Raw genomic sequence first — 23,929 nt, forward strand, 5'->3', positions numbered from 1 at the left:
TTGGCGTGTTCTTCGGTTTCGATGACCATCAGCGCGCCGGCCTCGCCGAAGACGAATCCGGTGCGGTCGCGGTCGAACGGGCGGCAGGCCCCTACCGGGTCGTCGTTCTTGGTCGACATCACGATGCGCATCTGGGCGAAAGCCGCAATCGGCACCGCCTCGATACGGGTTTCCACGCCACCGCAGATGGCAATGTCGGCCTCGCCGAAGACGATGTTGCGCCAGGCCTGCGCGATCCCCTCGGAACCCGACGCGCACGCCGACACCGGCGTGATCACCCCGGCTTTGGCCTGGCGCTCCAGGCCCACCGCCGCCGAGGCGCCGTTGGGCATGTACTTCTGCACCCCGAGCGGAGAGACGGCCTTCATGCCGCGAGCGCGCATGTCGTCGTAGCTGAAGACCATCTCTTCCGACGATCCCAGGCCGGTGCCGATGGAGACCATCAGCCGGTTGGGATCGACCTCGGGAGAGCCGGCGTTCTCCCAGACCCGCCGGCCCAGAATGGTGGACATCCGCTGCAGATAACCCGTCCGACGCAGCTCGATACGGGTCATTTGGCTATCGAATTCTTCCAACAGGTGTCCGCCGATGCGCACCGGCAGGTCGAACTCCTCGACGAATGGATCCTCGAGTTTGCGGATACCACTTTGGCTGTCCAGCAACAGCTTCCAGGTGTTCTCGGCGTCAGTAGCCAACGCGGTCGTCATGGCGACGCCAGTGACGACCACGTTCGGGAGCGTTTTCCCGGTAACCAGCTCTGTCATGGGTCTTGCGAACGTTCCTTCCATGCTGTCCGGCTCCTCCGCGGGCCTGCTGCGGCCCGCGTCGTCGCCGGACGTAGTACTCAGTACCGCCCGAAGGCGAGTGCCACGTTGTGACCACCGAACCCGAACGAGTTGTTGATCGCGTATTGGAAATCGCCGTAGCGAGGTTCGCCCGCGACAACATCCAGATCGATTTCGGGATCGGGTGTTTCGTAGTTGAGTGTTGGCGGTATCACGCCGTCCCGAAGGCTCAATACCGTGAGGACAGATTCCAGAGCCCCGACGGCACCGATGGAGTGCCCCAGGGCCGACTTCGGTGCGTACACCGCCGCTTGCTCGCAGCCGGCGACCCGGATGGCGTTCGCCTCGGCGGTGTCGCCGATGGGCGTTGCCGTCCCGTGCGCGTTGACGTGGTCGATGTCCTTGGGGGACAACCCCGCCAACTCGAGCGACCGTTGCATTGCCCGGCCGGCGCGCACGCCGTCAGCCGCGGGCGCCACCATGTGGAACGCGTCCGAGGTGATGCCGGCGCCCAGCAACCGGGCCAGCGGCTTGGCGCCGCGGGCCTTGGCGTGTTCCTCGGTCTCGATGATCATCAGGGCCCCGGCCTCGCCGAACACGAAGCCGTCGCGGTCCTTATCGAACGGCCGTGACGCGCGCTCGGGCTCGTCGTTGCGAGTGGACATGGCCCGCATCATGGAGAACGCCGCGATCGGCAGCGCCTCGATGGGACCCTCGACCCCGCCGCAGACGGCGAAATCGGCGTCACCCATTGCGATCTGGCGCCACGCGTGCGCGATCGCCTCCGAGCCCGACGAGCACGCCGACACCGGGGTGATCACCCCGGCGCGGGCGCCCAGCTGCAGGCCCACCACCGCCGCGGCGCCGTTGGGCATGATCATCTGAACGGCGAGCGGCGACACCTTGCGGGGGCCGCCCTCGTTCATCAGGTCGTAACTCTCCACGATCCTTTCGGCGCCACCGAGACCGGTGCCGACCACGACCGAGAACCGGTCGGGGTCGACCTCCGGGCTGCCGGCCGACTCCCACAGCTGAGTGCTGAGCAACTTCGCCAGCCGCTGGACGTAGGACATGCGCCGCAAGTCGAGCCTGCTCATGTGCTCGTCGATGGGCTCCTTGAGGTGGCCACCGATCTTGACGGGCAGGTCCCACTTGGTGATGAACTCGTCTTCGAGGACGTGGATGCCGCTTTCGCCGGCCAACAAACCCTTCCACGTGCTCTCGATGTCCGGCGCGATCGACGTCGTCGCCGTGACGGCGGTTACCACAACGTTGGGGTAACCGCCATTAGCAGTGGAAGGCTTGCTCACTTGCTGTCCGCTTCCAGCCTCGACTTGACGTTGGCGACCGCCTCGGGGTTCTCGGTCTCCAGCTTGGCGCGCAGCGCCTCGGCAGCCTCGGGGTTCTCTTCCTCGAGCTTCTGGATGTAGGAGACGACGTCACCAACGGTGCGCAGACCGGCGAGGTCCTCGTCGGGGATCTTGACGCCGTACTTGTCCTCGGTCTGCACGGCGATCTCGACCATCGACAGCGAGTCGATGTCCAGGTCGTCGACGAACGACTTCTCCGGGGTGACCTCGGAGGGCTCGATACCGGTCACCTCTTCGATGATCTCGGCGATACCGGCGATGATTTCTTCCTGGCTGACAGCCACAGCTTTCTTCCCTTCGTAATGTGTTGTGTGTTAGTCGAATTGACGTGATATGCGGTTGTACTGGTTGTGCAACTGGCCGAGCTGGCTTTAGAGCTCGGCCAAAGCGTCCAGGTCTGCGGGCGACTTGACGGCACGTGCCGTAACCCCCCGAAGTTCTCGTTTGGCGATACCGGTGAGCGTGCCCGCGGGCGGGAACTCCACGGCCGCAGTGACTTCCAGGTCACGCAGCGTCGCGGTGCACAGATCCCAGCGCACCGGCTGGGTCAGCTGAGAGACCAGCGCCTCCATCGCCGCGGCCGCCGAGGCGACCGGCTTACCGTCGCGGTTGGACAGCAGCGTGGCGGTGGGCTCGGACGTCTGGACGGCGGCCGCCGCGGCGGCGTAGCCGTCGAGCGCCGACGCCATGTACTTGGTGTGGAACGCCCCGGCCACCCCGAGCGCGCGCACCCGGGCCTTTTCCGGCGGGTCCTCGGCCAGCTTCTCCAGCGCGGTCAGCGGGCCTGCGGCGACGATCTGTCCCGTGGCGTTGCGGTTGGCGGGGAAGAGGTCGAGCTGCTCGAGGCGGGCCAGGACCTCGCCCTCATCGCCACCGAGCACCGCGGACATGCCGGTCGGCTCGACGGCGCAAGCCTTGGCCATCTCGGCGCCGCGGGTGGCGGCCAGCGCGACGGCGTCGTCGGCGGCGATCACGCCGGCGATCGCGTAGGCGGCGATCTCCCCGACGGAGTGGCCGGCGACGACCAGTTCCGCGTCCGACAACAGGCCGCGCCTGGCCAGCTCCTGGTGGGCCAGCAGCGTGGCGGCCACGACCAGCGGCTGGGTGACCGCGGTGTCGGTGATCTCTTCGGTCGATGCGGTGGTGCCCAGGCGCACGAGGTCGAGGCCACTGGCCTTGGACCACAGCGCCAACTGGTCAGCGGCGCCGGCGAGCTCCAGCCATGGCGAGAGCATCCCCTCGGTCTGCGAACCCTGTCCGGGCGCAAGCAATGCAATCACGTGTTTAAGAGAACACTGTGGAAACGGTTTTGGCGGGTGTAACAGATTATGAACCTCGTCTTAGGTTTTTGTGTACACCCTACAAAACGGCTCCGTAAGCTACGGGTTTGATATCGTGCCGCGACCTGTTGCCTGGGTCACTATCTTCCGAATTGCCCCGCCACCGCCGCTTTCACCGGCAGCGGAACCGCAGGCATGGCGTTGGTGGCGGCGCTGGGGGGTTGGGCCGGGTAGTTGAGCTGGCCGACCGTCGCCGCCACTCGCAGCACATATGCATCACGGGGCTGCATGGGATCGCGGCCGGTGAAGTCGGTGATCCGCTTGAGCCGGTAGCGCACGGTGTTTGGATGAACGAACAACTTTCTGGCACACGCCTCAATCGCGCCGCCACAATCTAAGTAAGCGTCAAGAGTTTCGATCAGCGTCGGACCCGCGTCGGCCAGCGGGCCCATCACGTCGGTGTGCAGCGCCACGATGGCCGACGCATCGCCCATCAGGGCGCGTTCGGGCAGCAGTTCGCGCGCCGGCACGGGACGTGGCGCGCCGCGCCAGCCACCGACGGCGTTCATGCCGGAGATCGCCTCGCTGGCGCTGTGATAGGCAGCCGTCAGCATCGGCGCGGTGGGCCCGACGACCACCGGGCCGTCGGCGAACGCCACCAGCAGATCGCCCAGGAATTTGTCGGTCGGCGACAATTGGCCGGACACGATCGCGACTAGCCAGGTGCCGTGCACGTCGGTGAGGGCCGCGCGCCCGTGCTGTGCGGCGATGTCGCGGACGCGCTGGCTGGCCCGTTCGCTGTCGTCGGGACCGGTGGATCCGTCGCGCCCGGGGGCCGGGGTACCGACCACGACCGTCGCCGGCGCGGTGGTGTCCCAGTTCAGCGCCGCGGCGCGGGACAGCAGCTCCGGGCCCGTGTCGCCGCGGACCACCGCATCGACGACGCTGGCCTCCATCCGGCTGTCCCACGCCCCGCGCGCCTCGGCCGCGTTCGCGTAGGCGGTCGCGGCCGTGAACGCCAGGTCGCGGCTGTACTTCAGGATGCCGACCGTCAGCGCCGTCAGCTGCTCTTCGGAGCGGGCCAGCAGCGGGACGACCTCCTCGAAGAAGTCCATGGTCACGCGCGCCATGTCGACGCTGTGGCGCAACGCGATGCGGCGGGCGAGGTCCTGGGGCACCAGTTCGAAGGCCTGCGCGGTGTGGCTGACGTTGCTGTGCGGGTCTTGCATCCACTCGGCGAAGTTGTTGATCGCCGTCTGCACCACCAGCGCCATGCTGGCCCGCTGCGATGCTTCAAGGTCGGCGAAGAACGGCAACCGATCGCCCATGACCGAGACCGCCTCGGTGGCCAGCCGGCCGGAGTACTGCTTCAGCCGCCGCAGTACCGACTCCGGCACCGTGTCGAGCAACTCCAGCGGCGATCGGGGCTGCTTGGCGAACGGACCGGCGAAGGGGTTGTCATTCACCCCTAAAACCTACGCGACTTTTCTGGAAGTTTCCGCCAAAGGCGGAGGCGTGGCGTTCTTAAGGACGCCTCAATGCGTTGGCCTGAGCGGCCGGTGGGGCGTTGAGCGTGAAACTACCTTCACGCTCGGCGCCCAACGTGAAACTACCTTCACGCTCGACGCGGGCCACGCCGTGCACAGGCGGGGGTCAGGCCACCCCGGGGTCGGACGTCTGCTCCGGGGCCGCCTGCACGTCGTCGATCTTGTACTGGCGGGCGGCCGCGACCGGCACCGAGGGGTCGATCTCGCCGTCGCGCGCCAGCGCCTCGAGCACCGCGACCACCTGCGACTCGGCGTCGGTGTTGAAGTACCGCCGCGCCGCCGGCCGGGTGTCGGAGAAGCCGAACCCGTCGGTGCCCAGGGTGACGAAGGTGCCCGGCACCCAGGGCCGGATCTGCTCGGGGACGGCCCGCATCCAGTCCGAGACGGCGACCACCGGACCGCTGATGTTCGACAGGGCCTGGGTGACGTACGGGACACCGGCCGGCCGGTCCGGGTGGCGCAGCCTCGCCCTGTCGACGGCCACGCCGTCGCGGTTCAGCTCGCCCCAGCTGGTCACCGACCACACGTCGGCGGCGACGTCCCACTCCGCGGCCAGCATCTCGGCCGCCTTCAGCGCCGAGGGCATCGCCACCCCCGATGCCAGGATCTGCGCCTTATTGGCCCGCTGTTCGGTGGCGACGTGGTAGCGGTAGAGGCCCCGCAAGACGCCCTCGGGATCGAAGTTCTCCGGCTCGGGCGGCTGCACGTACGGCTCGTTGTAGATGGTGATGTAGAAGAACACGTCCTCCGGGTTCTCCCCGAACATCCGCGCCAGCCCGCTTTCCACGATGTAAGCGATTTCGTAGGCGAAGGCCGGGTCGTAGGCGACCACCGCGGGGTTGGTACTGGCCAGCAGCAGCGAGTGGCCGTCGGCGTGTTGCAGCCCTTCGCCGGTCAGCGTGGTGCGCCCCGCGGTGGCTCCGAGCAAGAACCCGCGTGCCATTTGGTCTGCGGCGGCCCATAATCCGTCGCCGGTGCGCTGGAAGCCGAACATCGAATAGAAGATGTAGATCGGGATCATCGGCTCGTTGTGGGTGGCATACGACGTGCCCGCCGCGATGAACGACCCCACCGACCCGGCTTCGTTGATGCCCTCGTGCAGGATGTGCCCGGCTTCGCTTTCCTTGTAGGCCAGCATCAGCTCGGCGTCCACGGCGGTGTACAGCTGGCCGTTGCGGTTGTAGATCTTCAGCGACGGGAACCACGAGTCCATGCCGAAGGTGCGCGCCTCGTCGGGAATGATCGGCACGATCCGCGGCCCAACTTCTTTGTCCCGCAACACTTCTTTGAAGGTCCGCACCGTCGCCATGGTGGTGGCGACCTCCTGGGTACCCGATCCCTTCTTCAGCGCGGCGTAGGTCTCGCGCCCGGGCAGCCGCAACGCCTTGGCCTTCGTCCGCCGCTCGGGCAAGAACCCGCCGAGGGTGCGCCGGCGGTCGACCATGTAGCGGATCTCCTCGGCGTCCGAGCCGGGGTGGTAGTAGGGCGGCAGGTAGGGGTCCTCTTCGAGCTGCGCGTCGCTGATCGGAATCCGGATCGCGTCGCGGAAGTCCTTAAGGTCTTGCAGCGCAAGCTTTTTCATCTGGTGCGTGGCGTTGCGGCCCTGGAAATGCGCTCCCAGCGAATAGCCCTTGATGGTCTTGGCCAGGATCACCGTGGGCTGACCCTTGTGGTCGACGGCGGCGCGATAGGCGGCGTAGACCTTGCGATAGTCGTGGCCGCCGCGCTTGAGGTTCCAGATTTCGGAATCGCTCATGTTCTCCACGAGCGCCTTGGTGCGCGGGTCGCGGCCGAAGAAGTGGTCGCGCACGTAGGCGCCGTCGTTGGCCTTGTACGTCTGGTAGTCCCCGTCCGGAGTGGTGTTCATCAGGTTCACCAGCGCGCCGTCGCGGTCGGCGTGCAGCAGGGCGTCCCATTCGCGGCCCCAGACCACCTTGATGACGTTCCAGCCGGCGCCGCGGAAGAACGACTCCAGCTCCTGAATGATCTTGCCGTTGCCGCGCACCGGGCCGTCGAGGCGCTGCAGGTTGCAGTTCACGACGAACGTCAGGTTGTCCAGGCCCTCCAGCGCCGCGACGTGCGCCAGGCCGCGGCTTTCGGGCTCGTCCATCTCGCCGTCACCCAGAAAGCACCACACGTGCTGGTCGGAGGTGTCCTTGATGCCGCGGTCGTGCAGGTAATGGTTGAACCGCGCCTGGTAGATGGCGTTGAGCGGGCCCAGACCCATCGACACCGTCGGGAATTCCCAGAAGTCGGGCATCAGCCGCGGGTGCGGGTAGGAGGGCAGTCCGCCGCCGGCGTGGCTGTGCTCCTGCCGGAAGCCGTCCATCCGGTCGGCGGTGAGCCGGCCCTCCAGGAAGGCGCGCGCGTAGATGCCGGGGGAGGCGTGGCCCTGGATGAACACCTGGTCGCCGCCGCCGGGGTGCGATTTGCCGCGGAAGAAGTGGTTGAAGCCGACCTCGTAGAGCGCCGCGGACGAGGCGTAGGTCGAAATGTGGCCGCCCACACCGACTCCCGGGCGCTGGGCGCGGTGCACCATGATGGCGGCGTTCCACCGGATCCACGCCCGGTAACGCCGCTCGACGTCCTCGTCGCCGGGAAACCACGGCTCCAGCTCGGTCGGGATGGTGTTGACGTAGTCGGTGGAGGTCAGCGACGGGATGGCGACTCGCTGCTCGCCGGCCCGCTCCAGCAATCGCAGCATCAGGTAACGCGCCCGCGACGGGCCGGAGCGCTCCAGCAGTTCATCGAAGGACTCCAGCCACTCCGACGTCTCTTCGGGATCGATGTCGGGGAGGTAGGAGGCCACCCCCTCGCGGATCACCCGAACGCGGTCGGGTTCGGTTGCGCCGTTGGGGTTTGTGGCCAGATCGTGGCGCACGAACTCAGTTGTCAACGCACTACTCCTGTTGTTGGCGGAATGTGTGCCGTAACGGGTGGGTCGCACCCTGCCCACCATCGTGCCGCACCGGCGTTGCGCGCGGATAGCCGACGTCGGGTAGCCGGCTCGGCGTCAGCCGGCGAACACCAACTCGGCGGGTCTGGGGCAAGCGGCGGGGTCACCCGGTAACGTCTGGCTTGTGCTCATCCGGTGGCGTGCCGTCCCTCAGACGCAGGTGGGGGACTTCCCCCGGCGCGGGGCTTTGGCCCTCGGGTGTCTCGCGGTGGCGTTGATGGGCATCGTCGGATGCACCTCCGTCACCAACGGCACGGCAACGCCCGACACCAAGGTGGCTCCGGCCTATCGGCAGTCGGTGTCGGCGTCGGTGTCCGCGTCGTCGGCGACGTCGAGCGTCCGCGAATCCCAGCGGCAGCAATCGCTGACCACCAAGGCCGTCCGCACCGCCTGCGCCACGCTGATCACCACCAGCAAGAACGCGATCGACAAGACCAACGAATTCGTCAAGGCGTTCAACGCGGGCCGGGGCACCGGACCGACCGAGGGCCCGGCCATCGACGCCCTCAACGACAGCGCCACCACGGTGGGCAACAGCTTCAGCGACGCGATGTCGCAGCAGATCAAGGACGCGTTCAACGCCTACATCGACGCCGCCCGCGCCGTGGCCAACGCCATTGGGACGCACGCGGGGACGTCGGAATTCAACAAACGGGTCGATCAGCTCAACGACACGAAAAAGAACGCAGTAAAACTGTGCCTGGCAACCTGATGATGCGGAAGTATGGACCGAGTTCTGGCTGTGCGACGATAATCGCGAATCGCACAGCGTTCGGACGTTGAAGGAGGCTCCACGGTGGTCGCGGCGGATCACGCCCCGAGCTACGCTCGCAAACTGGGCATCCAACCCGACCATGTTGTCCAGGAGTGGGGCTGGGACGAAGACACCGACGACGAGATCCGCGCTGCGGTCGAGGAAGCCTGCGGCAGCGACCTACTCGACGAGGACACCGACGAGGTGGTCGACGTCGTACTGCTGTGGTGGCGAGACGGTGACGGCGACCTGGTGGACACCCTGATGGACGCGATCACTGCGCTGGCCGAAGACGGCGTGATCTGGGTGCTGACCCCGAAGACCGGCAAGCCGGGCCACGTTCTGCCCGCCGAAATCGCCGAGGCCGCACCCACCGCCGGTTTGATGCCGACCTCGTCGGTGAACCTGGGCGACTGGAGCGCCAGCCGGTTGGTACAGCCCAAATCCCGGGCCGGGAAGCGTTGATGCTGTCCGTCGGCACCCCCGCCCCGGATTTCACTTTGCGCGACCAGAACCAGCAGCGAGTCACGCTGAGCTCCTACCGGAACGCCAAGAACGTGCTGCTGGTGTTCTTCCCGCTGGCGTTCACCGGGATCTGCCAGGGCGAGCTGGATCAGTTGCGTGACCACCTGCCCGATTTCGAGAACGACGACAGCGCGACGCTGGCCATCTCGGTGGGACCGCCACCCACGCACCGGGTCTGGTCGCTGGACAGCGGCTTCACCTTTCCGGTGTTGTCGGACTTCTGGCCGCACGGCGCCGTCAGCCAGAGCTACGGCGTGTTCAACGAGGACGCCGGCTACTCCAACCGCGGGACGTTCGTGGTCGACCGGTCCGGGATCATCCGCTTCGCCGAGATGAAGCAGCCCGGCGAGTCGCGCGACCAGCGGCTCTGGACCGAAGCCCTGGCGGCTTTACGGGCCTGATTTTGGGGACTTGGCCGTCGGGCGGGTAGCCTGCCCGCAGCAACGGGCGCGTAGCTCAGTGGTAGAGCTCTGGTTTTACACACCAGCGGTCGGCGGTTCGATACCGTCCGCGCCCACTCGGTTTGGCCGGCGGGACGAGCGCGTCAGGCTTGTGCGGCGCGGACCTTGTTGACGAAGGCGGCTCCGAACGCCTTGGCCGAGTAGGGGTCCTGGCCGGTGATCAGCTCGCGATCCTCGACGACCTTGCTGCCCATCGGCAGGACCGTCTGTTCGACGTGGGCGCCGCGAGACTTCAACAGTTCGGTCGGGTCATCCTTCAGGCGTCCCCGGAAGCGCCGCGCCAACGGGACCGTGGACAACATCGTGTCGACGCCGGTCTTGAAGCAGGTCATCCGGTAACCCGCATAGGTCCAGCGCCCGTCGACGGTGGGCGCCGCGGCGAGCGCGGCGGGAGCGTGACAGATCAGGCCGGTGGGGCGTCGGGCGTCGTGGAAGTGACGGACCAGCGCGCCGAAGTCGTCGTTGAGCGAGTCGTCGGCAAAGGCGTCGCGGTGCAGCAGGTCGACCAGGGGCGCATGGCCGCCCGGCACGAACATGGCGTCAAACCCGTCCAGGCGCTGGACGTCGTGGCTGATCTCTTCGAGTTTGGCCGGCGTGGCCAGACCGAGTTCGAGCAGCTCCCGATAGCTGCTCAGGGCGGCGTCACGCCTTTTCCGGGAGCCGGCGAAGTACATCAGGCTGCACGAGGTGCCATCGATGGCCGGCGCCCGCGCGCCCGGGGTGGCGAACGCAAGCTCGAAGCCGGCCCGACGCATCGCGTCCGTCGGTTCGATCAGTTCACCGAGGTAGGTGCCGGTCAGCTCGCTGCGGCCGTTCCGTAGCGGAATCCGGTCGGCCGCGGACACCACCACCAGGACTCGGGGCGCCGTCGTCGTTGCCATGGGTCAGCGATACCCCCGGGCGGGTGGTGGCAATCGCCGGCCGCCTACTCGACGGACGGCCCCGCGAGCCAGGACCGGCCGCCCGCGAGCACGGCGGCGTGCACCGCTCGGGCGATCCGGGCGCCGAACGTCGATCGTGGTCCACCGAACTGCTCCGCCGTCCCGTCGCTGGGGCAGTGCACGACGACCGCGTCCGAGGCGGTTCCGGTGGCGCGTATCCCGGCCTCGTGGAGCGCCTGCACCTTGGCCTCCGTGGCGGTGGCGACGGCGTTGACCAGCGCCGCCTCGGACAGCCGCACCGGCACCGCGACCACGATGTTGATCGTGCCCACCCGGTACGGCGCCTCGCGGCGGAAGTGGTGGTCGGGCGCCGCGGCCCAGGCGGGGCTGGAGAGCCCGACGGTCGCTGTCGCATGCACGCCGCCGTCCGCGGCGAGGTGGTGGCGGGTCACGTCGACCGCGGTGAGCAACCCGCACCCGGCGCCGTCCAGCCGGAGCGCGGCGCCGATCTCGGTCAGGTGGCGGTCCGGGTCGGTCCGGTCGTAATCCAATGGGACCGTGGCGTTGACGAGCCAATCCCGAGAGCCGATCCCGCCGCCGAGCGGGCCCGACGAGACGCACATTCGCGGCTCGGCGAATCGCCAGACCAGGACCGGGATCGACCGCCTCTGCTCCACCCGTGCGGCGAGCCTGGGATCCATGGCTACATCCTCGCGTGCCACGGCGCGCCCGGTTCGCCGGGGGGAAGGCCCCGCGCGTCGCCGGTATCACCGTCAGCGGCACTATGAACGCGTGAAACCGTTCCGCATCGACGTTTCCGACGAGGTCCTCGACGACTTGCGAGCGCGGCTGGCCCGCACGCGGTGGCCCGAGGCCGAATGCGTGGACGACTGGAGCCAGGGCGTGCCGCTGGCGTATGCCCGCGAGCTGGCCGACTACTGGGCCAACGACTACGACTGGCGATCGCGGGAGGCGGCCCTCAACCGCTTCGATCAGTTCACCACCGAAATCGACGGGCTGGACATCCATTTCGTCCACCAGCGCTCGCCGCACGCCGACGCGTTCCCGCTGGTGATCACCCACGGCTGGCCGGGCTCAATTGTGGAGTTCCACAAGGTGATCGAGCCGTTGACCCATCCCGCCTCCGGCCGCGCCGAGGACGCCTTCCACGTCGTGTGTCCGTCGCTGCCCGGCTACGGGTTCTCCGGTAAGCCCACCGACACCGGCTGGGGTGTGGAAAGGATCGCGCAGGCGTGGGAAACGCTGATGCTGCGCCTGGGCTACGACCGCTACGGCGCGCAGGGCGGTGACTGGGGTGCCGCGGTCACGACGCAGATCGGCCGCAATGTGGGCCACTGCGTGGGCATCCACCTGAACATGCCGGTCGGCCGGCCCACCAAGGAGGCGCTGACCAACCCGACCGAGGAGGAGCAGCGAGCGTTGGCCGGGTTGGCCAACCACCGCAAGTGGGGCACCGGCTATTCCAAGCAGCAGTCCACCCGGCCGCAGACCCTGGGCTACGGCCTGGCCGATTCGCCCGTGGGGCAGCTGGCCTGGATCGTCGAAAAGTTCTGGGACTGGGCCGATTGCGACGGGCACCCCGAGAACGCGCTCAGCCGCGACGAGCTGCTCGACAACGTGATGGTCTATTGGGTGACCAACACCGCCGCGTCCTCGGCCCGCCTGTACTGGGAGAGCTTCGCGGTGTGGGGTGGCGGCGATCGCGTCGAATTGCCCACGGGCGTAGCGGCTTTCCCGGGGGAGCTGCTGAAGGCGCCGCGCAGCTGGTGCGAGCCGGTCTACAACATCACCCACTGGACGGACATGCCGCGCGGCGGGCATTTCGCGGCGTTCGAACAACCGGAGCTATTTGTCGAGGACCTGCGCGCGTTCTTCGCAACGGTGCGCTGAGCCGCTCAGCCGGGCGGGGCGAAGAACTCCAGCGCGATGCCGTCTGGGTCGCGAAAACTCAACCCCGAGCCGTAGGGCGCATCCACGATGCCGCCGTGCTCGATGGCCAGCTCGCCCAACCGGGTGACCCAATCTTCCAGCTCGGCGCGGCTGGCGCAGCCGAAGCCGACGTGGTCGAGCCCGACGCGGTGTTCGCTGAACTTCTCGTTGGGCGCAGCGCGGTCGTGCTGGTGAATGCCGAATATGGTGCCGCCGTCAAGTATCCACACCTGGTGGTGAAAGCCGGCATCCGTGTGCTCGTCCAGGATCGGGTCGGCGCCGAGCAGCCTGCGATACCACGGGCCGCTGATCGCGATGTCGCGCACCGTGACCGCGACGTGGTTGAGCGCGGGAAAGGTCATGCGTTGCACGATAGTCCGCCGTGCGGGGCTTGCCGGCCATCGGACCGCTGGCCGAGTACCCGCCGTCGACGGCCAGCGCGGCACCGGAGACGAACGATGCCTCATCGCCCCACATCCGCTCGGGCACTTGTTGCCTCAACGGCCGCATGGATTCCAGTGTGAGACGCTGCTGGGGTGGTTGTGACCCGGACCCGGATCGCGGGCGTGATGATCGGCTACCTGGCCGACCGCGCGCTGGGCGACCCGCGACGGGGTCATCCGGTCGCGCTGTTCGGCCAAGCCGCCGCCGCGCTGGAACGTATGACCTACCGCGACAGCCGGCTTGCCGGCGCGGTCCATGTCGGGGCGCTGATTTCGGCGGTGGGCCTGCTCGGGCTGGCGGTGCGACGCGGCGCCGGGCGTCGCCGCCGGGGGTGGTCGATCGCGGCGACGGCCGCGGCCACCTGGGTGGCGCTCGGGGGAACCTCGCTGGTGCGCACCGGCCTGGAGATGTCGCAGCTGCTGGAACGCGGCGACGTCGAGGCCGCCCGCGGGCTGCTGCCGTCGCTATGTGGGCGTGATCCGGCGTCGCTGGACGCCGCGGGCCTGACGCGCGCGTCGCTGGAATCGATCGCCGAGAACACCTCCGACGCCCAGGTGGCGCCGCTGCTGTGGGCGGCGGCCGGCGGCGTGCCCGCGGTGCTGGTGTATCGCGGCATCAACACCCTGGACTCGATGATCGGATATCGCTCGCCGCGCTATCTCCGATTCGGTTGGGCGGCAGCGAGATTGGATGATGTCGCCAACTACGTCGGCGCGCGGGCGACCGCGTCGCTGACGGTGCTGTTGGCGCCGCTGGTGGGTGGATCACCGTCCGGTGCGGCGCGGGCCTGGCGCCGCGACGCCGGCCGTCATCCCAGCCCCAATGCCGGTGTCGTCGAGGCGGCCTTCGCCGGGGCGCTGGGCGTGCGCCTGGGCGGTCCCACCCAATACCGCCACGAGCTGCAGATCCGGCCCACACTCGGCGACGGCCGGGAACCGACGGTGACCGACCTGCGGCGCGCGGTGATGCTGTCGTCGCTGGTGCAGGCGGGCGCCGCGGTCCTCGCCGAGCTTGCACTTTCCCTGGCGGGCTACCGCCGCCGGCCGTAGCGGTCGGCCAGTTTGGCCTCCACCGTTTGCGGCGCTTGCGACGCGGGCGCCGTCTCGGCGGCGGGGGCGGCCCGCTGTTGCTTCTCCTGGCGGCGGGCCCGGATCTCCGAGTAGGCGAAGTAGCCCAACCCGATCGGGGCCAGGATGCCGAACGCGATCCACTGGATGCCGTAGGACAGGAACGGGCCGGCGTCCAGCGCAGGCACGCCGACCAACCCGAGCCCGCCGGGCTGCCCGTCGACCAACTGCAGGTAGGACCCGGCCAGCGGGACCCTGGTGAGCACCGCGACCTGTGCGGTGTCGATCGAATAGACCTGCTGCACACCGTCTCCCACGAACGGGTCCTTGTTCACCGCGGCGGGCTCGGAGTTGCGCAGCCGCGCCGTGATGGTCACCGTCTGCGTCGGGGGCGGGGGGATGGGCGGGACGTGCGACCCCTCCAGCGGGCGCACGTAGCCGCGATTGACCAGCACCGTGGGCCCGCCGTCGACGACGAACGGCGCCAGCACCTCGAACGCCGGTTTCGAGTCGATCACCCGCAGGCGGGCCAGCACCTGCACGTCGGGCAGGTAGTGCCCGGTGGCGGTGACCTGGCGCCATTGCGCGCCGGGGGCCGACGAATCCTGCTGCGGCAGTAGGGTTTTCAATGGGACGGGCGCGGTGTTCAGCGAGGATTCGATCTGATGGTTCTCCTGCGAGGTCCTGCTGTGCTTACCCAACTGCCAGGGCGCGAGCACCGTGAAGCACAGGTACGCGAAGGCGACGACCACCACCGCCAGCGCTATCCAGCCCGGACGCAGCAGAAAGGCGAACCGGCGCATCAAGGCGATCCGTTCTGCGCGAGCCGTTCATCGACCCAGTCATGCAGGCCCGGCAGCGCGGCCTCGATGACGGTGTAGACGCGTTCGAAGTCTTGTGCGTCGCCGTAGTAGGGATCGTCGACGTCGGGGGTGTGGGCGCCGGTGCGCGGATCGAAGGACCGCAGCATCCGGACGCGGTCGTCGTCGACGCCGAGGTGCCGCAGCATTCGGGCGTGGTTGCGGTCCAGGGCGACCACCAGATCGGCACCCAGGTGCTCGGCGTCGACCTGCGCGGCGCGGTGCTCGCATGCATAGCCGTGGGCGCGCAGCACGTCGGCGGCGCGCTAGTCGGCGCACTCGCCGACGTGCCAGTTGCCGGTGCCGGCGCTGCTCACCCGCACCGCGTCGGCCAGGCCGCGGCGGCGCAGCTGGTCGGCGAACATCTTCTCGGCCATCACCGAACGGCAGATGTTGCCGGTGCACACGAACGTCACGTGCAGGCGTTCACGCTCAGACACCCAGCGCCCTCCGTAGTTCGTCGATGGTCGAGGCGTGCGTCACGCCGACCGTGGGTGACGCGTCCGCGAAGTCGGCCTTGCCGTAACCCCAGCCGACCACCACGGTGTCGATGCCGTGCGCGGCCGCGCCGTGCACGTCGTGGCTGCGGTCACCGACCATCAGCACCCGTTCGGGCAGCGGCTCGAGCTGCGACAGGGCGTGCGCCAGCACCTCGACCTTGGCCTTGCGCGCCCCGTCGGGACTCGCGCCGGCGATCACCTCGAAGTGCTGGTCGAGCCCGAAGTGGGCGAGGATGCGCCGCGCCGTCGTTTCCAGCTTGGAGGTGGCCACGGCCAGCCGGACACCGGCGGCACGCAGATCGGCCAGCAGCGCCTCGATCCCGTCGAAGAGCGCGTTCATCGCCCAGCCGCGGGAGCCGTACTCGGCGCGAAAGGCCGCGATCGCCTCCTCGGTGTGGTCGCCGAGTTCCATGGCCCGGAAGGTGTCGTCCATCGGCGGGCCGACGATCTGGGCAACGAGGTCGCCGGGCGGCACGGGCGCGCCGATGTGGTCGAGCGCATGCAGGAAGCTGGTGACGATCCCCTCCGCGGAATCGGTCAGGGTGCCGTCGAGATCGAAGATCACCAGCTGCGCCCCCGGGGCCTGGGGATCGGCGGACGTTGTGCCTGTCACCTCACCATTGTCCTCGATGGGTGCGACCGGTCGTGACGGTGATGCCGGTGTACGTCCGGCCGACCCGCGCGGCGCACTAGTGTTTCACGGATGGCGAGTCTGAACCTGAGCCCGCCTGCGGCGCGCTACCACGGCGATCAGGCCGTCGCGCCCGGGATGCTCGATTTCGCCGTCAACGTCCGGCACGGCCAACCGCCGCAGTGGCTGCTGCGCCGGCTGGCCGAGCGGCTGCCCGACCTGGCGCGCTATCCGAGCCCCGAGGACGCGCACCGGGCGCAGGACGCCGCGGCCCAGCGACACGGCCGGACCCGCGACGAGGTGTTGCCGCTTGCCGGGGCGGCCGAGGCGTTCGCCCTGCTGGGCAACCTGCGCCCGCGGCGGGCGGCGATCATCGCCCCGGCGTTCACCGAGCCGGCGGTCGCGCTGACCGCGGCCGGGGTGCCGGTGCACCACGTGGTGCTGGAGCCGCCGTTCGGCCTGGCGGGCGCGATCGTTCCCGACGACGCCGACCTCGTCGTGGTGGGGAATCCGACCAACCCCACCTCGGTGCTGCACACCCGCGAGCAACTGCTGGCGTTGCGCCGGCCCGGGCGGATCCTGGTGGTCGACGAGGCGTTCGCCGACTCGATTCCCGGCGAGCCGGAATCGCTGGCCGGCGACGCGCTGCCCGACGTGCTGGTGCTGCGCAGCCTGACCAAGACCTGGGCGCTGGCCGGGCTGCGGGTGGGCTACGCGCTGGGTTCCCCGGACGTGCTGGCGCGGTTGACCGCCCAGCGGGCGCACTGGCCGGTGGGGACGTTGCAGCTGACGGCCATCGCGGCGTGCTGCGATCCGCAGGCGGTCGCCGACGCGGCGGCCGGGGCGGCCGGACTGGGGCAGCTGCGCGCCGAGATGGTGGCCGGGCTGGCCTCGGTGGGCGCCGACGTGGTCGACGGCCGGGCCCCGTTCGTGCTGTTCCGCACGCCGGAGGCCGTTCATTTACGAAAACGACTGCATGACAGGGGGATTGCCATCCGTCGCTGTGACACGTTCGTCGGCCTGGACGAGCGGTACCTGCGCGCCGCGGTGCGCCGCGAGTGGCCGTTGCTGGTGCGGGCGATCGCGGAGGCCGACCGGTGAGCATCAAGCTGGCCGACGTCATCGCGGTGCTCGACGAGGCCTACCCGCCGCGGCTCGCCGAGTCCTGGGATTCGGTGGGGCTGGTCTGCGGGGACCCTGACGACGAGCTGCGGTCGGTGACCGTCGCGGTCGACGCCACGCCGGAGGTGGTCGACGAAGTTCCCGATGCCGGCCTGCTGCTGGCCCATCACCCGTTGCTGTTGCGCGGCGTGGACACCGTGGCGGCCAGCACCCCCAAGGGCGCGCTGGTGCACCGGTTGATCCGGACCGGACGCTCGCTGTTCACCGCACACACCAACGCCGACTCCGCCTGCCCGGGGGTGTCCGACGCGCTGGCCGCGGTCCTGGGCCTGCACGTCGAGGCCGTGCTCGAGCCGGCGACGGACGCACCCGACCTGGACAAGTGGGTGGTCTACGTGCCCGCCGAGAACGCCGACGCGGTGCGGGCGGCGGTGTTCGCGGCCGGCGCCGGACATATCGGTGACTATTCGCACTGCAGCTGGAGCGTCAGCGGCATCGGGCAGTTCCTGCCGCACGAAGGCGCCTCACCGGCGGTGGGCAGCGTGGGCAACGTCGAGCGGGTGGCCGAAGACCGGTTCGAGGTGGTCGCGCCCGCCCGTTCCCGGGCCGCGGTGCTGGCGGCGATGCGCGCCGCCCATCCCTACGAGGAACCCGCCTTCGACATCTTCGCCCTGGTACCCCCGCCCGGCGACACCGGGCTGGGCCGCGTCGCGACCCTGGCGCGTCCGGAACCGTTGCGCGACTTCGTCTCTCGCGTCAGCGCGGCGCTGCCGCGCACCTCGTGGGGGGTGCGGGCGGCGGGGGACCCCGCCATGCCGGTGTCGCGGGTCGCCGTCTGCGGCGGCGCCGGGGATTCGTTGCTGGCCGCCGCGGCCGGTGCGGGCGTGCAGGCTTTCGTGACGGCCGATCTGCGGCACCACCCGGCCGACGAGCACCGACGGGCCTCCGAGGTGGCCTTGATCGATGTGGCACATTGGGCAAGTGAATTCCCCTGGTGTGAACAGGCCGCCGGCCTGCTGCGGTCGCGTTTCGGTGCGGAGCTTCCCGTGCGGGTGAGCTCGATTCGCACCGACCCTTGGAACGTCGAGCATCAGGATGAGAGTTCATGAAAGCCGAAGTGGCGCAGCAGCGTTCCCTACTCGAGTTGTCGAAACTCGATGCCGAGCTGTCCCGCATCGCACACCGGGCCACGCATCTGCCGGAGCAACAGGCCTGCGAGCGGTTGCAGGCCGAGTACGAGGCCGCCGGTGACCGGCTGGGCGCCGTGCGCATCGCCGTGGAGGACATCGACGCCCACGTGTCGCGGCTCGAGGCGGAGATCGACGCGGTGCGCCAGCGCGAAGACCGCGACCGCTCGCTGCTGCAGTCGGGAACGATCGACGCCAAACAACTGTCGGACCTCCAGCACGAGCTGGAGACCCTGCAGCGTCGTCAAACCAGCCTGGAGGACTCGCTGCTGGAGGTGATGGAACGTCGCGAGGAGCTGCAATCCCAGCTCGACGGTGAGCAGCAGACGCTGGCGTCACTGGAGGCCGAAATGGCGAGCGCGCGTGAGGCTCTCGATGCCGCGGTCGCCGAGCTCAGCGAGGCCCGTGAGCTTCAGTCGTCGCGGCGTGACTCGCTGAGCGCCGCACTGGATCCGGCGCTGTCCGCCCTGTACGAACGCCAGCGTGCCGGGGGAGGCCCGGGCGCCGGGCAGCTGCTGGGTCGTCGGTGCGGGGCCTGCCGGCTCGAGATCGACCGCGGCGAGCTGTCCCGCATCTCGGCCGCCGCCGAGGACGAGGTGGTGCGCTGCCCGGAATGCGGCGCGATCCTGCTGCGGGTCAAGGGTTTTGATCAGTGAAGGTCGTGATCGAGGCCGACGGTGGATCGCGGGGCAACCCCGGACCGGCCGGATACGGCGCGGTGGTGTGGAACCAGGACCGCACGACCGTGCTCGCCGAGGCCAAGCAGGCCATCGGCCGAGCGACCAACAACGTCGCCGAATACCGGGGTCTGATAGCCGGTTTGGACGACGCCCTGAATTTGGGCGCCACCGAGGCCGCGGTGTACCTGGATTCCAAACTGCTGGTGGAACAGATGTCCGGGCGGTGGAAGGTCAAGCACCCCGACCTGATCGAGCTGCACAACCAGGCCCGAAGCCGCGCGGCGCGGTTCGCGCGGATCAGCTACGCGTGGATCCCCCGGGAGCGCAACACGCACGCCGATCGGTTGGCCAACGAGGCGATGGACGCCGCGGCCGAGGCTGTGACGGAAACGCCCGAACCGGCGCCAAAGCCTGAGCCGGCGCCGAAACCCGAACCGGTCGAGCCCGCGGCGACGCCGTCCCCGTCCGCGCCGGGCTGGACCGGCGCGCGTGGCACCCCGACCCGGCTGCTGTTGCTGCGGCATGGCCAGACCGAGCTGTCGGTGCACCGCCGCTATTCGGGGCGCGGTAACCCGGCGCTGACCGAGCTGGGGCGCCGGCAGGCCGACGCGGCGGGGCGTTATCTGGCGCAGCGCGGCGGCATTTCGGCGGTCTTCGCCTCGCCGCTGCAACGGGCCTATGACACCGCGGCGGCCGCCGCCAAGGCGCTGGGGCTGGACGTCACCGTCGACGACGACTTGATCGAGACCGACTTCGGCGCCTGGGAGGGGCTGACGTTCGCCGAGGCGGCCGAGCGCGACCCCGAACTGCACGGCCGCTGGCTGCGCGACACCAGCACCGCCCCGCCGGGCGGGGAGAGCTTCGACGCGGTGGCCGATCGGGTGTCGACGGCCCGTGACCGGATCGTCGCCGCCCAGCAGGGTACGACGGTGCTGGTGGTCTCGCACGTGACCCCCATCAAGATGTTGCTGCGCGAGGCACTGGACGCCGGGCCCGGCATCCTGTACCGGTTGCACCTCGACCTCGCGTCGTTGAGCATTGCCGAATTCTATTCCGACGGAGCGTCTTCGGTGCGCCTGGTGAACCAGACCGCGTATCTGTAAGCGTCACGCCGGCGGTGTCTCGCCGCGGTAGTCGCCGAAGGACCACAGGTTGCCTTCCGGATCGCGCACCGTGAATTCGCGTGCGCCGTAATCCGTTTCGCCCAGCGGCCGCACGACGTCGGCCTTGCGCTGCAGGACGCGCTCGTAGAGCGTCTGGGGATCGGCGGTGACGATGTAACCGCCGGCGGTGCCCGGTTCGCGGCACCACTGCGCCCCGGGCTTGTGGCTGCCGAGCATGATCCCGCCGCAACCCTGCGGCCAGTTCAGTTGGGCGTGATCGACGGTTTCACCCTGGCCGTAGCGCGCCGCGAGGACGAAGCCGAATGTGTCGACGTAGTAGTCGATCAGCTTGGGCGCGTTATGGGCTTGCAGTGTCAACCAGACGGTCGGATTCGAAGTGGTCATCCTCGAACTGTGCGGTGCAGGAGTGGCCGCCGTCTTGAATGTTTCGGAACTCCTCGGCCAGCCACTGTCGCGGCGGCACACCGGCGAACCGGACGAACTCGCGGGTCATGTGCGCCTGGTCGCTGTACCCCGTGGCGGTCGCGACTCGTGCGAGGTCGACGCGTCCGTAGCGGCGTGCCGACTCGGCGATCCGCGCCGTCGCATGCTGGAACCGCATGAGCATCGCCACGGTCTTCGGCGAGTGCCCGACCTCCTGGCGAAACAGCGTCGTGAGGTGTCGCGGCGTGACGCCGACCGCGTCGGCCAGGCCGGTGACCGGGGCCCGGCCCCGGCTGCGCTGCAGCAGATGCCAGGCTTGTGCGACCTCGGGCCGCACCGTCGCGGCGTCCCGGCATTGCCGTGCGTCGATGAGGTAGCCGGCCACCAGCGCGAACGCGTCCGGCCAGCCGTGCGCTTCGGTCACCCGATGGTGCAGTTCGACGGCGCCGCGATCCAGCACGGCGGTCGCGTCGTATTCGGCGAGGAGAAGCTCGGCGCTCGGCACGCCGAACAGCGCACGCGCCGCGAGCGGATGCACGGCCAGCTGCACGCCGGCCTGCCCGCGCCGTTGCCGCACGTGACTGGCCCGCAAGTGCAGGCCGCCGAGCAGCAACGGGTTGGGGCGGGCCACCGCGAGGGCGCCGGCGGTGTCACCGGCCTCCACCCCGTCGTCCAGGCTGACGATGAAGGTCAACGTCGCCGACGGCATGCCACGGTGCACGCCGTCGGGAACGTCGAGGCCCCGGTAGCCGACCATCGAGACGACACCGGGCGCGCTGCGCGGCGGCGCGACGGCGTATTCCCAAGCCCGGTCCACCACGCCACGCTAACGCCGCGCCCGGGTGAACGCGACGGTCGGGCCGTTTGCGCGGGTGCCGTTCAGCTGTGCAGGTGGAGGCGCTCGCCGTGCGGGCCGAAGATGACGATGGCCTCCACCGGGCCGTCCACCACGCCGAACCAGTGCGGCGTCCATGTCGAGAACTCGACGGCCTGGCCGGGGTCGATGGTGAAGTCGCGCTCGCCCAAAATGAGCCGCATCCGCCCGGAGAGCACATACATCCAGTCCTGGCCCTCGTGCACCGGCAGCTCGGCGGGCGGGGTGCGGCGCCGCGCGCTGACCCGGACCTTGAACGCGTGCAGGCCGCCGGCGGGGCCCTGCCGGGTCAGCGGCCAATAGGTGACGCCGTGGTGGGTGCGCGCGGCGCCGCGCACCCGCGGGTCGGGAGCCGGCGGCGCCTGCAACAGTTCGTCGGTGCTGACCGACAGGGCCCGGGCCAGCCGGGGCAGGTGATCCAAAGCCAGCCGACGTTTCCCGGATTCGAGGCGGCTCAGCGTCGAGACGTCGATCCCGGCCCGCTCGCCGACCTCCTGCAGCGTCAGGCCGCGTTGCGCGCGCAGTTCCCGGAGCCGCTGGCGCACCAGGAGGTCGATGTCGGGGGTGGTTTTTGCCTGCATGGCAATTCAGCTTGGCAAATGAGGCACGGGGTAGGCAAGCTCGCGGTATGGAGAATTCGTGCAAACCTGATGATGCTGTGCAGTTTTGGGAGGAGCGCTACCGCTCGGCGGAGCGGGTGTGGAGCGGACGGGTCAATCCCCGCCTGGCCGAGGTGACCGCCGACCTGCCGGTGGGCCGGGCGCTCGACCTGGGCTGCGGGGAGGGGGCCGACGCCCTGTGGCTGGCCGAGCGCGGCTGGCAGGTGGTGGCCGTGGACGTCTCGGCCACCGCGCTGCGCCGGGCGAAAGAGGCCGCGTCGGCACGGAATCTGCTCGCGCGCATCGACTTTCAGCGTCATGATCTCAATGAGAGCTTCCCGGACGGGACCTTCGATCTGGTGTCCGCGCAATATCTGCACTCGCCGGCCCGGCTGGAACGCGACGGGGTGTTGCAGCGGGCGGCCGAGCGGGTGAATCGCGGTGGCGTGCTGTTGATCGTCGACCACGGTGCGCCCCCGCCATGGGCGGAGCATCACGATCACCACTTCCCCGGGATCGAGGAGGTCCTCGGGTCGCTGGATCTCGACGCGCCGCGCTGGACGCGGCTGCGGACCGAGGCCGTCGAGCGCGAAATGGTCGGCCCGAACGGGGAACTCGGAACGATGGCCGACAACGTGATGGTCCTGCGACGAACCGGGTAGGCCTGTTACGCCGCGTCGTGAAAGATCAGTCCCATCGCATAGCGCTCACCGGAGCGAACCACCGAGACCCCGTGGCGCACCGGCGCCGCGGACCAACCCCGCGCCGAGGGCACCGGCCGTTCCCGGGTGGTGAAGACATACCCGTGCCCCTGCGGCAATTGTGTTGCCATGCCACGGGATTGGGCCCGCAGCCGTTGCTCGACGAGCAGGAATTCGCCGCCGGTGTAGTCGGTGTCCGGGTTGCTCAGGTTGATGACGACCTGGAGCGGAAAAACCAAGTCACCATACAGGTCTCGATGCAGCGCATTCCAGTCACCCGCACCGTATTTCAGCATCAGGGCGGTGGACCTGCGCTGGCCGGCGGCGTGGCAGGCCGCCAGCCAATCGTCGAGGCTGTCCGGCCACGGCGCGTCCCGGCCGAGCTTGGCCCACCACTCGCGCGCGATCGGCAGCAGCCGGGGGTAGAGGGCCTGCTTGAGCGCCTCGATGGGTTCGGGGTAGGGCGCATGAAAATAGCGGTACTGCCCGGCGCCATAGCGTTTGGGCGCCATGTCGATGGTCGACCGGAACAGGCCGTCGTCGGCGTAAAGCGCGCGCAGGCGGGCCGCTTCGGTGGGCGTGATCAGCCGCGGCAGCAGCGCCCCGCCGTACTCGTCGACCTCCGCAGCGATCCCAAGCCAATCGCCGGAGTCCACGCGCTTGTTCCATCGGCCCATCAGGTCCACGATAGAGCCGCGCGAGCCGTGGTTGCTGGCCCCGGCATGGGTGCAGGTAGTACCGTGGTTCGTCGCGGACGAGTTGGCCGGGCGGCCGCGGACCGTCGCAAGGCGGTTCGAGGAAAGTCCGGACTTCACAGAGCAGGGTGATTGCTAACGGCAATCCGAGGTGACTCGCGGGAAAGTGCCACAGAAAACAGACCGCCACCCACGGGTGGTAAGGGTGAAACGGTGCGGTAAGAGCGCACCAGCATCCCGGGTGACCGGGGTGGCTCGGCAAACCCCACCCGAAGCAAGGCCAAGAAGGCCGCACCTAAGGTGTGGCCGCGCAGGCGTTCGAGGGCTGCTCGCCCGAGCCTGCGGGTAGGCCGCTCGAGGCACCCGGTGACGGTGTGTCCAGATGGATGGTCGCCGCCGCGCCGCCGTTGCCTATGCGCGGCCGCGCGGAACAGAATCCGGCTTACAGGCCAACTCGTCCGCCCGCCCATTGGTGACCAGACGTAAAAGCACCCATTTTGGCGTCAAAATGGG

24 protein-coding genes, 1 tRNA gene, 1 other RNA gene and 2 pseudogenes are annotated in these 23,929 nt (G+C 69.3%); 12 read left to right on the forward strand and 16 right to left on the reverse strand.

Annotated elements, in window-relative coordinates:
* From kasB to aceE, 6 genes and pseudogenes are all read right to left on the reverse strand, one after another.
* Nucleotides 1-764: pseudogene (kasB, locus tag A5624_RS05400) on the reverse strand (3-oxoacyl-ACP synthase KasB); the annotation flags it as partial.
* Between the two features lie 80 nt (nt 765-844).
* Entirely contained in the window at nt 845-2,095 is a 1,251-nt protein-coding gene (gene kasA / locus A5624_RS05405; protein WP_066862719.1) for a 3-oxoacyl-ACP synthase KasA, read from the reverse strand.
* Nucleotides 2,092-2,439, reverse strand: a complete 348-nt coding sequence (acpM, locus tag A5624_RS05410; protein WP_007770614.1) for a meromycolate extension acyl carrier protein AcpM — start codon at nt 2,437-2,439, stop codon at nt 2,092-2,094. Before acpM ends, kasA begins: the two co-directional genes overlap by 4 nt.
* 87 nt (nt 2,440-2,526) lie before the next feature.
* Nucleotides 2,527-3,435, reverse strand: coding sequence for an ACP S-malonyltransferase (locus A5624_RS05415; protein WP_066862722.1), 909 nt, complete (start codon nt 3,433-3,435; stop codon nt 2,527-2,529).
* A 140-nt stretch (nt 3,436-3,575) separates the two neighbouring features.
* Entirely contained in the window at nt 3,576-4,901 is a 1,326-nt protein-coding gene (locus tag A5624_RS05420; protein WP_066862725.1) for a CdaR family transcriptional regulator, read from the reverse strand.
* A gap of 187 nt (nt 4,902-5,088) precedes the next feature.
* Nucleotides 5,089-7,878, reverse strand: coding sequence for a pyruvate dehydrogenase (acetyl-transferring), homodimeric type (gene aceE, locus A5624_RS05425; protein WP_066862728.1), 2,790 nt, complete (start codon nt 7,876-7,878; stop codon nt 5,089-5,091).
* Nucleotides 7,879-8,062: 184 nt separating this feature from the next.
* On the opposite strand from aceE, the gene A5624_RS05430 reads away from it, so the two are divergent.
* From A5624_RS05430 to A5624_RS05445, 4 genes are all read left to right on the forward strand, one after another.
* On the forward strand, nt 8,063-8,650 hold the full coding sequence (locus A5624_RS05430; RefSeq protein ID WP_066862732.1) for a hypothetical protein: 588 nt from the start codon (nt 8,063-8,065) through the stop codon (nt 8,648-8,650).
* 84 nt (nt 8,651-8,734) lie between these two features.
* Complete coding sequence (locus tag A5624_RS05435; protein WP_066862735.1) at nt 8,735-9,157, forward strand: DUF3052 domain-containing protein; 423 nt, start codon at nt 8,735-8,737, stop codon at nt 9,155-9,157.
* Nucleotides 9,157-9,618, forward strand: a complete 462-nt coding sequence (locus A5624_RS05440) for a peroxiredoxin (protein WP_066862738.1) — start codon at nt 9,157-9,159, stop codon at nt 9,616-9,618. Before A5624_RS05435 ends, A5624_RS05440 begins: the two co-directional genes overlap by 1 nt.
* 44 nt (nt 9,619-9,662) lie before the next feature.
* Nucleotides 9,663-9,734 (forward strand) — tRNA-Val (locus A5624_RS05445).
* 27 nt (nt 9,735-9,761) lie between these two features.
* On the opposite strand, the gene A5624_RS05450 is transcribed toward A5624_RS05445, so the two are convergent.
* Complete coding sequence (locus A5624_RS05450; RefSeq protein ID WP_066862745.1) at nt 9,762-10,559, reverse strand: DJ-1/PfpI family protein; 798 nt, start codon at nt 10,557-10,559, stop codon at nt 9,762-9,764.
* Nucleotides 10,560-10,603: 44 nt separating this feature from the next.
* Entirely contained in the window at nt 10,604-11,260 is a 657-nt protein-coding gene (locus tag A5624_RS05455; RefSeq protein WP_197518925.1) for an adenosylcobinamide amidohydrolase, read from the reverse strand.
* 91 nt (nt 11,261-11,351) lie between these two features.
* On the opposite strand from A5624_RS05455, the gene A5624_RS05460 reads away from it, so the two are divergent.
* Nucleotides 11,352-12,470, forward strand: a complete 1,119-nt coding sequence (locus A5624_RS05460; RefSeq protein ID WP_066862748.1) for an epoxide hydrolase family protein — start codon at nt 11,352-11,354, stop codon at nt 12,468-12,470.
* A 5-nt stretch (nt 12,471-12,475) separates the two neighbouring features.
* Here the strand turns inward: A5624_RS05460 and A5624_RS05465 are convergent, their stop codons facing one another.
* Nucleotides 12,476-12,871, reverse strand: coding sequence for a VOC family protein (locus tag A5624_RS05465; RefSeq protein ID WP_066862841.1), 396 nt, complete (start codon nt 12,869-12,871; stop codon nt 12,476-12,478).
* Nucleotides 12,872-13,078: 207 nt separating this feature from the next.
* Between A5624_RS05465 and A5624_RS05470 the strand changes: the two genes are divergently transcribed.
* Nucleotides 13,079-14,002, forward strand: a complete 924-nt coding sequence (locus tag A5624_RS05470; RefSeq protein ID WP_066862847.1) for a cobalamin biosynthesis protein — start codon at nt 13,079-13,081, stop codon at nt 14,000-14,002.
* Here A5624_RS05470 and A5624_RS05475 read toward each other — a convergent pair.
* From A5624_RS05475 to A5624_RS05485, 3 genes and pseudogenes are all read right to left on the reverse strand, one after another.
* Nucleotides 13,984-14,823, reverse strand: coding sequence for an SURF1 family protein (locus A5624_RS05475; RefSeq protein ID WP_066862751.1), 840 nt, complete (start codon nt 14,821-14,823; stop codon nt 13,984-13,986). The two genes, A5624_RS05470 and A5624_RS05475, sit on opposite strands and share 19 nt — an antisense overlap.
* Nucleotides 14,823-15,320 (reverse strand): annotated as a pseudogene (locus tag A5624_RS05480) (low molecular weight protein-tyrosine-phosphatase). Before A5624_RS05480 ends, A5624_RS05475 begins: the two are co-directional and overlap by 1 nt.
* Nucleotides 15,313-15,993: an HAD-IA family hydrolase gene (locus tag A5624_RS05485; protein ID WP_197497874.1), complete on the reverse strand. Its 681-nt coding sequence runs from the start codon at nt 15,991-15,993 to the stop codon at nt 15,313-15,315. Before A5624_RS05485 ends, A5624_RS05480 begins: the two are co-directional and overlap by 8 nt.
* Nucleotides 15,994-16,083: 90 nt before the next feature.
* Here A5624_RS05485 and cobC point away from each other — a divergent pair, with 90 nt between their 5' ends.
* The 4 genes from cobC to A5624_RS05505 are packed head-to-tail and all read left to right on the forward strand — an operon-like array spanning nt 16,084 to nt 20,103.
* Nucleotides 16,084-17,112: an Rv2231c family pyridoxal phosphate-dependent protein CobC gene (cobC, locus tag A5624_RS05490; RefSeq protein WP_066862754.1), complete on the forward strand. Its 1,029-nt coding sequence runs from the start codon at nt 16,084-16,086 to the stop codon at nt 17,110-17,112.
* On the forward strand, nt 17,109-18,242 hold the full coding sequence (locus A5624_RS05495; protein ID WP_066862758.1) for a Nif3-like dinuclear metal center hexameric protein: 1,134 nt from the start codon (nt 17,109-17,111) through the stop codon (nt 18,240-18,242). Before cobC ends, A5624_RS05495 begins: the two co-directional genes overlap by 4 nt.
* Nucleotides 18,239-18,976 (forward strand): zinc ribbon domain-containing protein, encoded by a 738-nt coding sequence (locus tag A5624_RS05500; RefSeq protein WP_066862761.1) that lies wholly within the window; start codon nt 18,239-18,241, stop codon nt 18,974-18,976. Before A5624_RS05495 ends, A5624_RS05500 begins: the two co-directional genes overlap by 4 nt.
* Nucleotides 18,973-20,103, forward strand: coding sequence for a bifunctional RNase H/acid phosphatase (locus tag A5624_RS05505; RefSeq protein ID WP_066862764.1), 1,131 nt, complete (start codon nt 18,973-18,975; stop codon nt 20,101-20,103). The genes A5624_RS05500 and A5624_RS05505 overlap by 4 nt, the downstream gene beginning before the upstream one ends.
* A gap of 3 nt (nt 20,104-20,106) precedes the next feature.
* Here A5624_RS05505 and A5624_RS05510 read toward each other — a convergent pair whose 3' ends face one another.
* From A5624_RS05510 to A5624_RS05520, 3 genes are all read right to left on the reverse strand, one after another.
* The gene (locus tag A5624_RS05510) at nt 20,107-20,508 is read right to left on the reverse strand and encodes a VOC family protein (RefSeq protein WP_066862767.1); all 402 of its coding nucleotides are present in this window, start codon (nt 20,506-20,508) and stop codon (nt 20,107-20,109) included.
* On the reverse strand, nt 20,462-21,304 hold the full coding sequence (locus A5624_RS05515; RefSeq protein WP_066862850.1) for an AraC family transcriptional regulator: 843 nt from the start codon (nt 21,302-21,304) through the stop codon (nt 20,462-20,464). Before A5624_RS05515 ends, A5624_RS05510 begins: the two co-directional genes overlap by 47 nt.
* Nucleotides 21,305-21,426: 122 nt before the next feature.
* Nucleotides 21,427-22,002 carry a helix-turn-helix domain-containing protein gene (locus A5624_RS05520; protein ID WP_066862771.1) on the reverse strand — a complete coding sequence of 192 codons (576 nt, stop codon included), beginning with the start codon at nt 22,000-22,002 and terminating at the stop codon, nt 21,427-21,429.
* 47 nt (nt 22,003-22,049) lie between these two features.
* On the opposite strand from A5624_RS05520, the gene A5624_RS05525 reads away from it, so the two are divergent.
* Nucleotides 22,050-22,682 (forward strand): bifunctional 2-polyprenyl-6-hydroxyphenol methylase/3-demethylubiquinol 3-O-methyltransferase UbiG, encoded by a 633-nt coding sequence (locus tag A5624_RS05525; protein WP_066862773.1) that lies wholly within the window; start codon nt 22,050-22,052, stop codon nt 22,680-22,682.
* Nucleotides 22,683-22,687: 5 nt separating this feature from the next.
* On the opposite strand, the gene A5624_RS05530 is transcribed toward A5624_RS05525, so the two are convergent.
* Entirely contained in the window at nt 22,688-23,398 is a 711-nt protein-coding gene (locus A5624_RS05530) for a 2OG-Fe(II) oxygenase (RefSeq protein ID WP_066862853.1), read from the reverse strand.
* A 78-nt stretch (nt 23,399-23,476) separates the two neighbouring features.
* On the opposite strand from A5624_RS05530, the gene rnpB reads away from it, so the two are divergent.
* Nucleotides 23,477-23,877, forward strand: an RNA gene (gene rnpB, locus A5624_RS05535) — RNase P RNA component class A.
* The last annotated feature ends 52 nt before the right edge of the window (nt 23,878-23,929 follow it).

It is taken from the genome of Mycobacterium sp. 1482292.6, assembly GCF_001672995.1.
Classification (GTDB): Bacteria; Actinomycetota; Actinomycetes; order Mycobacteriales; family Mycobacteriaceae; genus Mycobacterium; species Mycobacterium europaeum_A.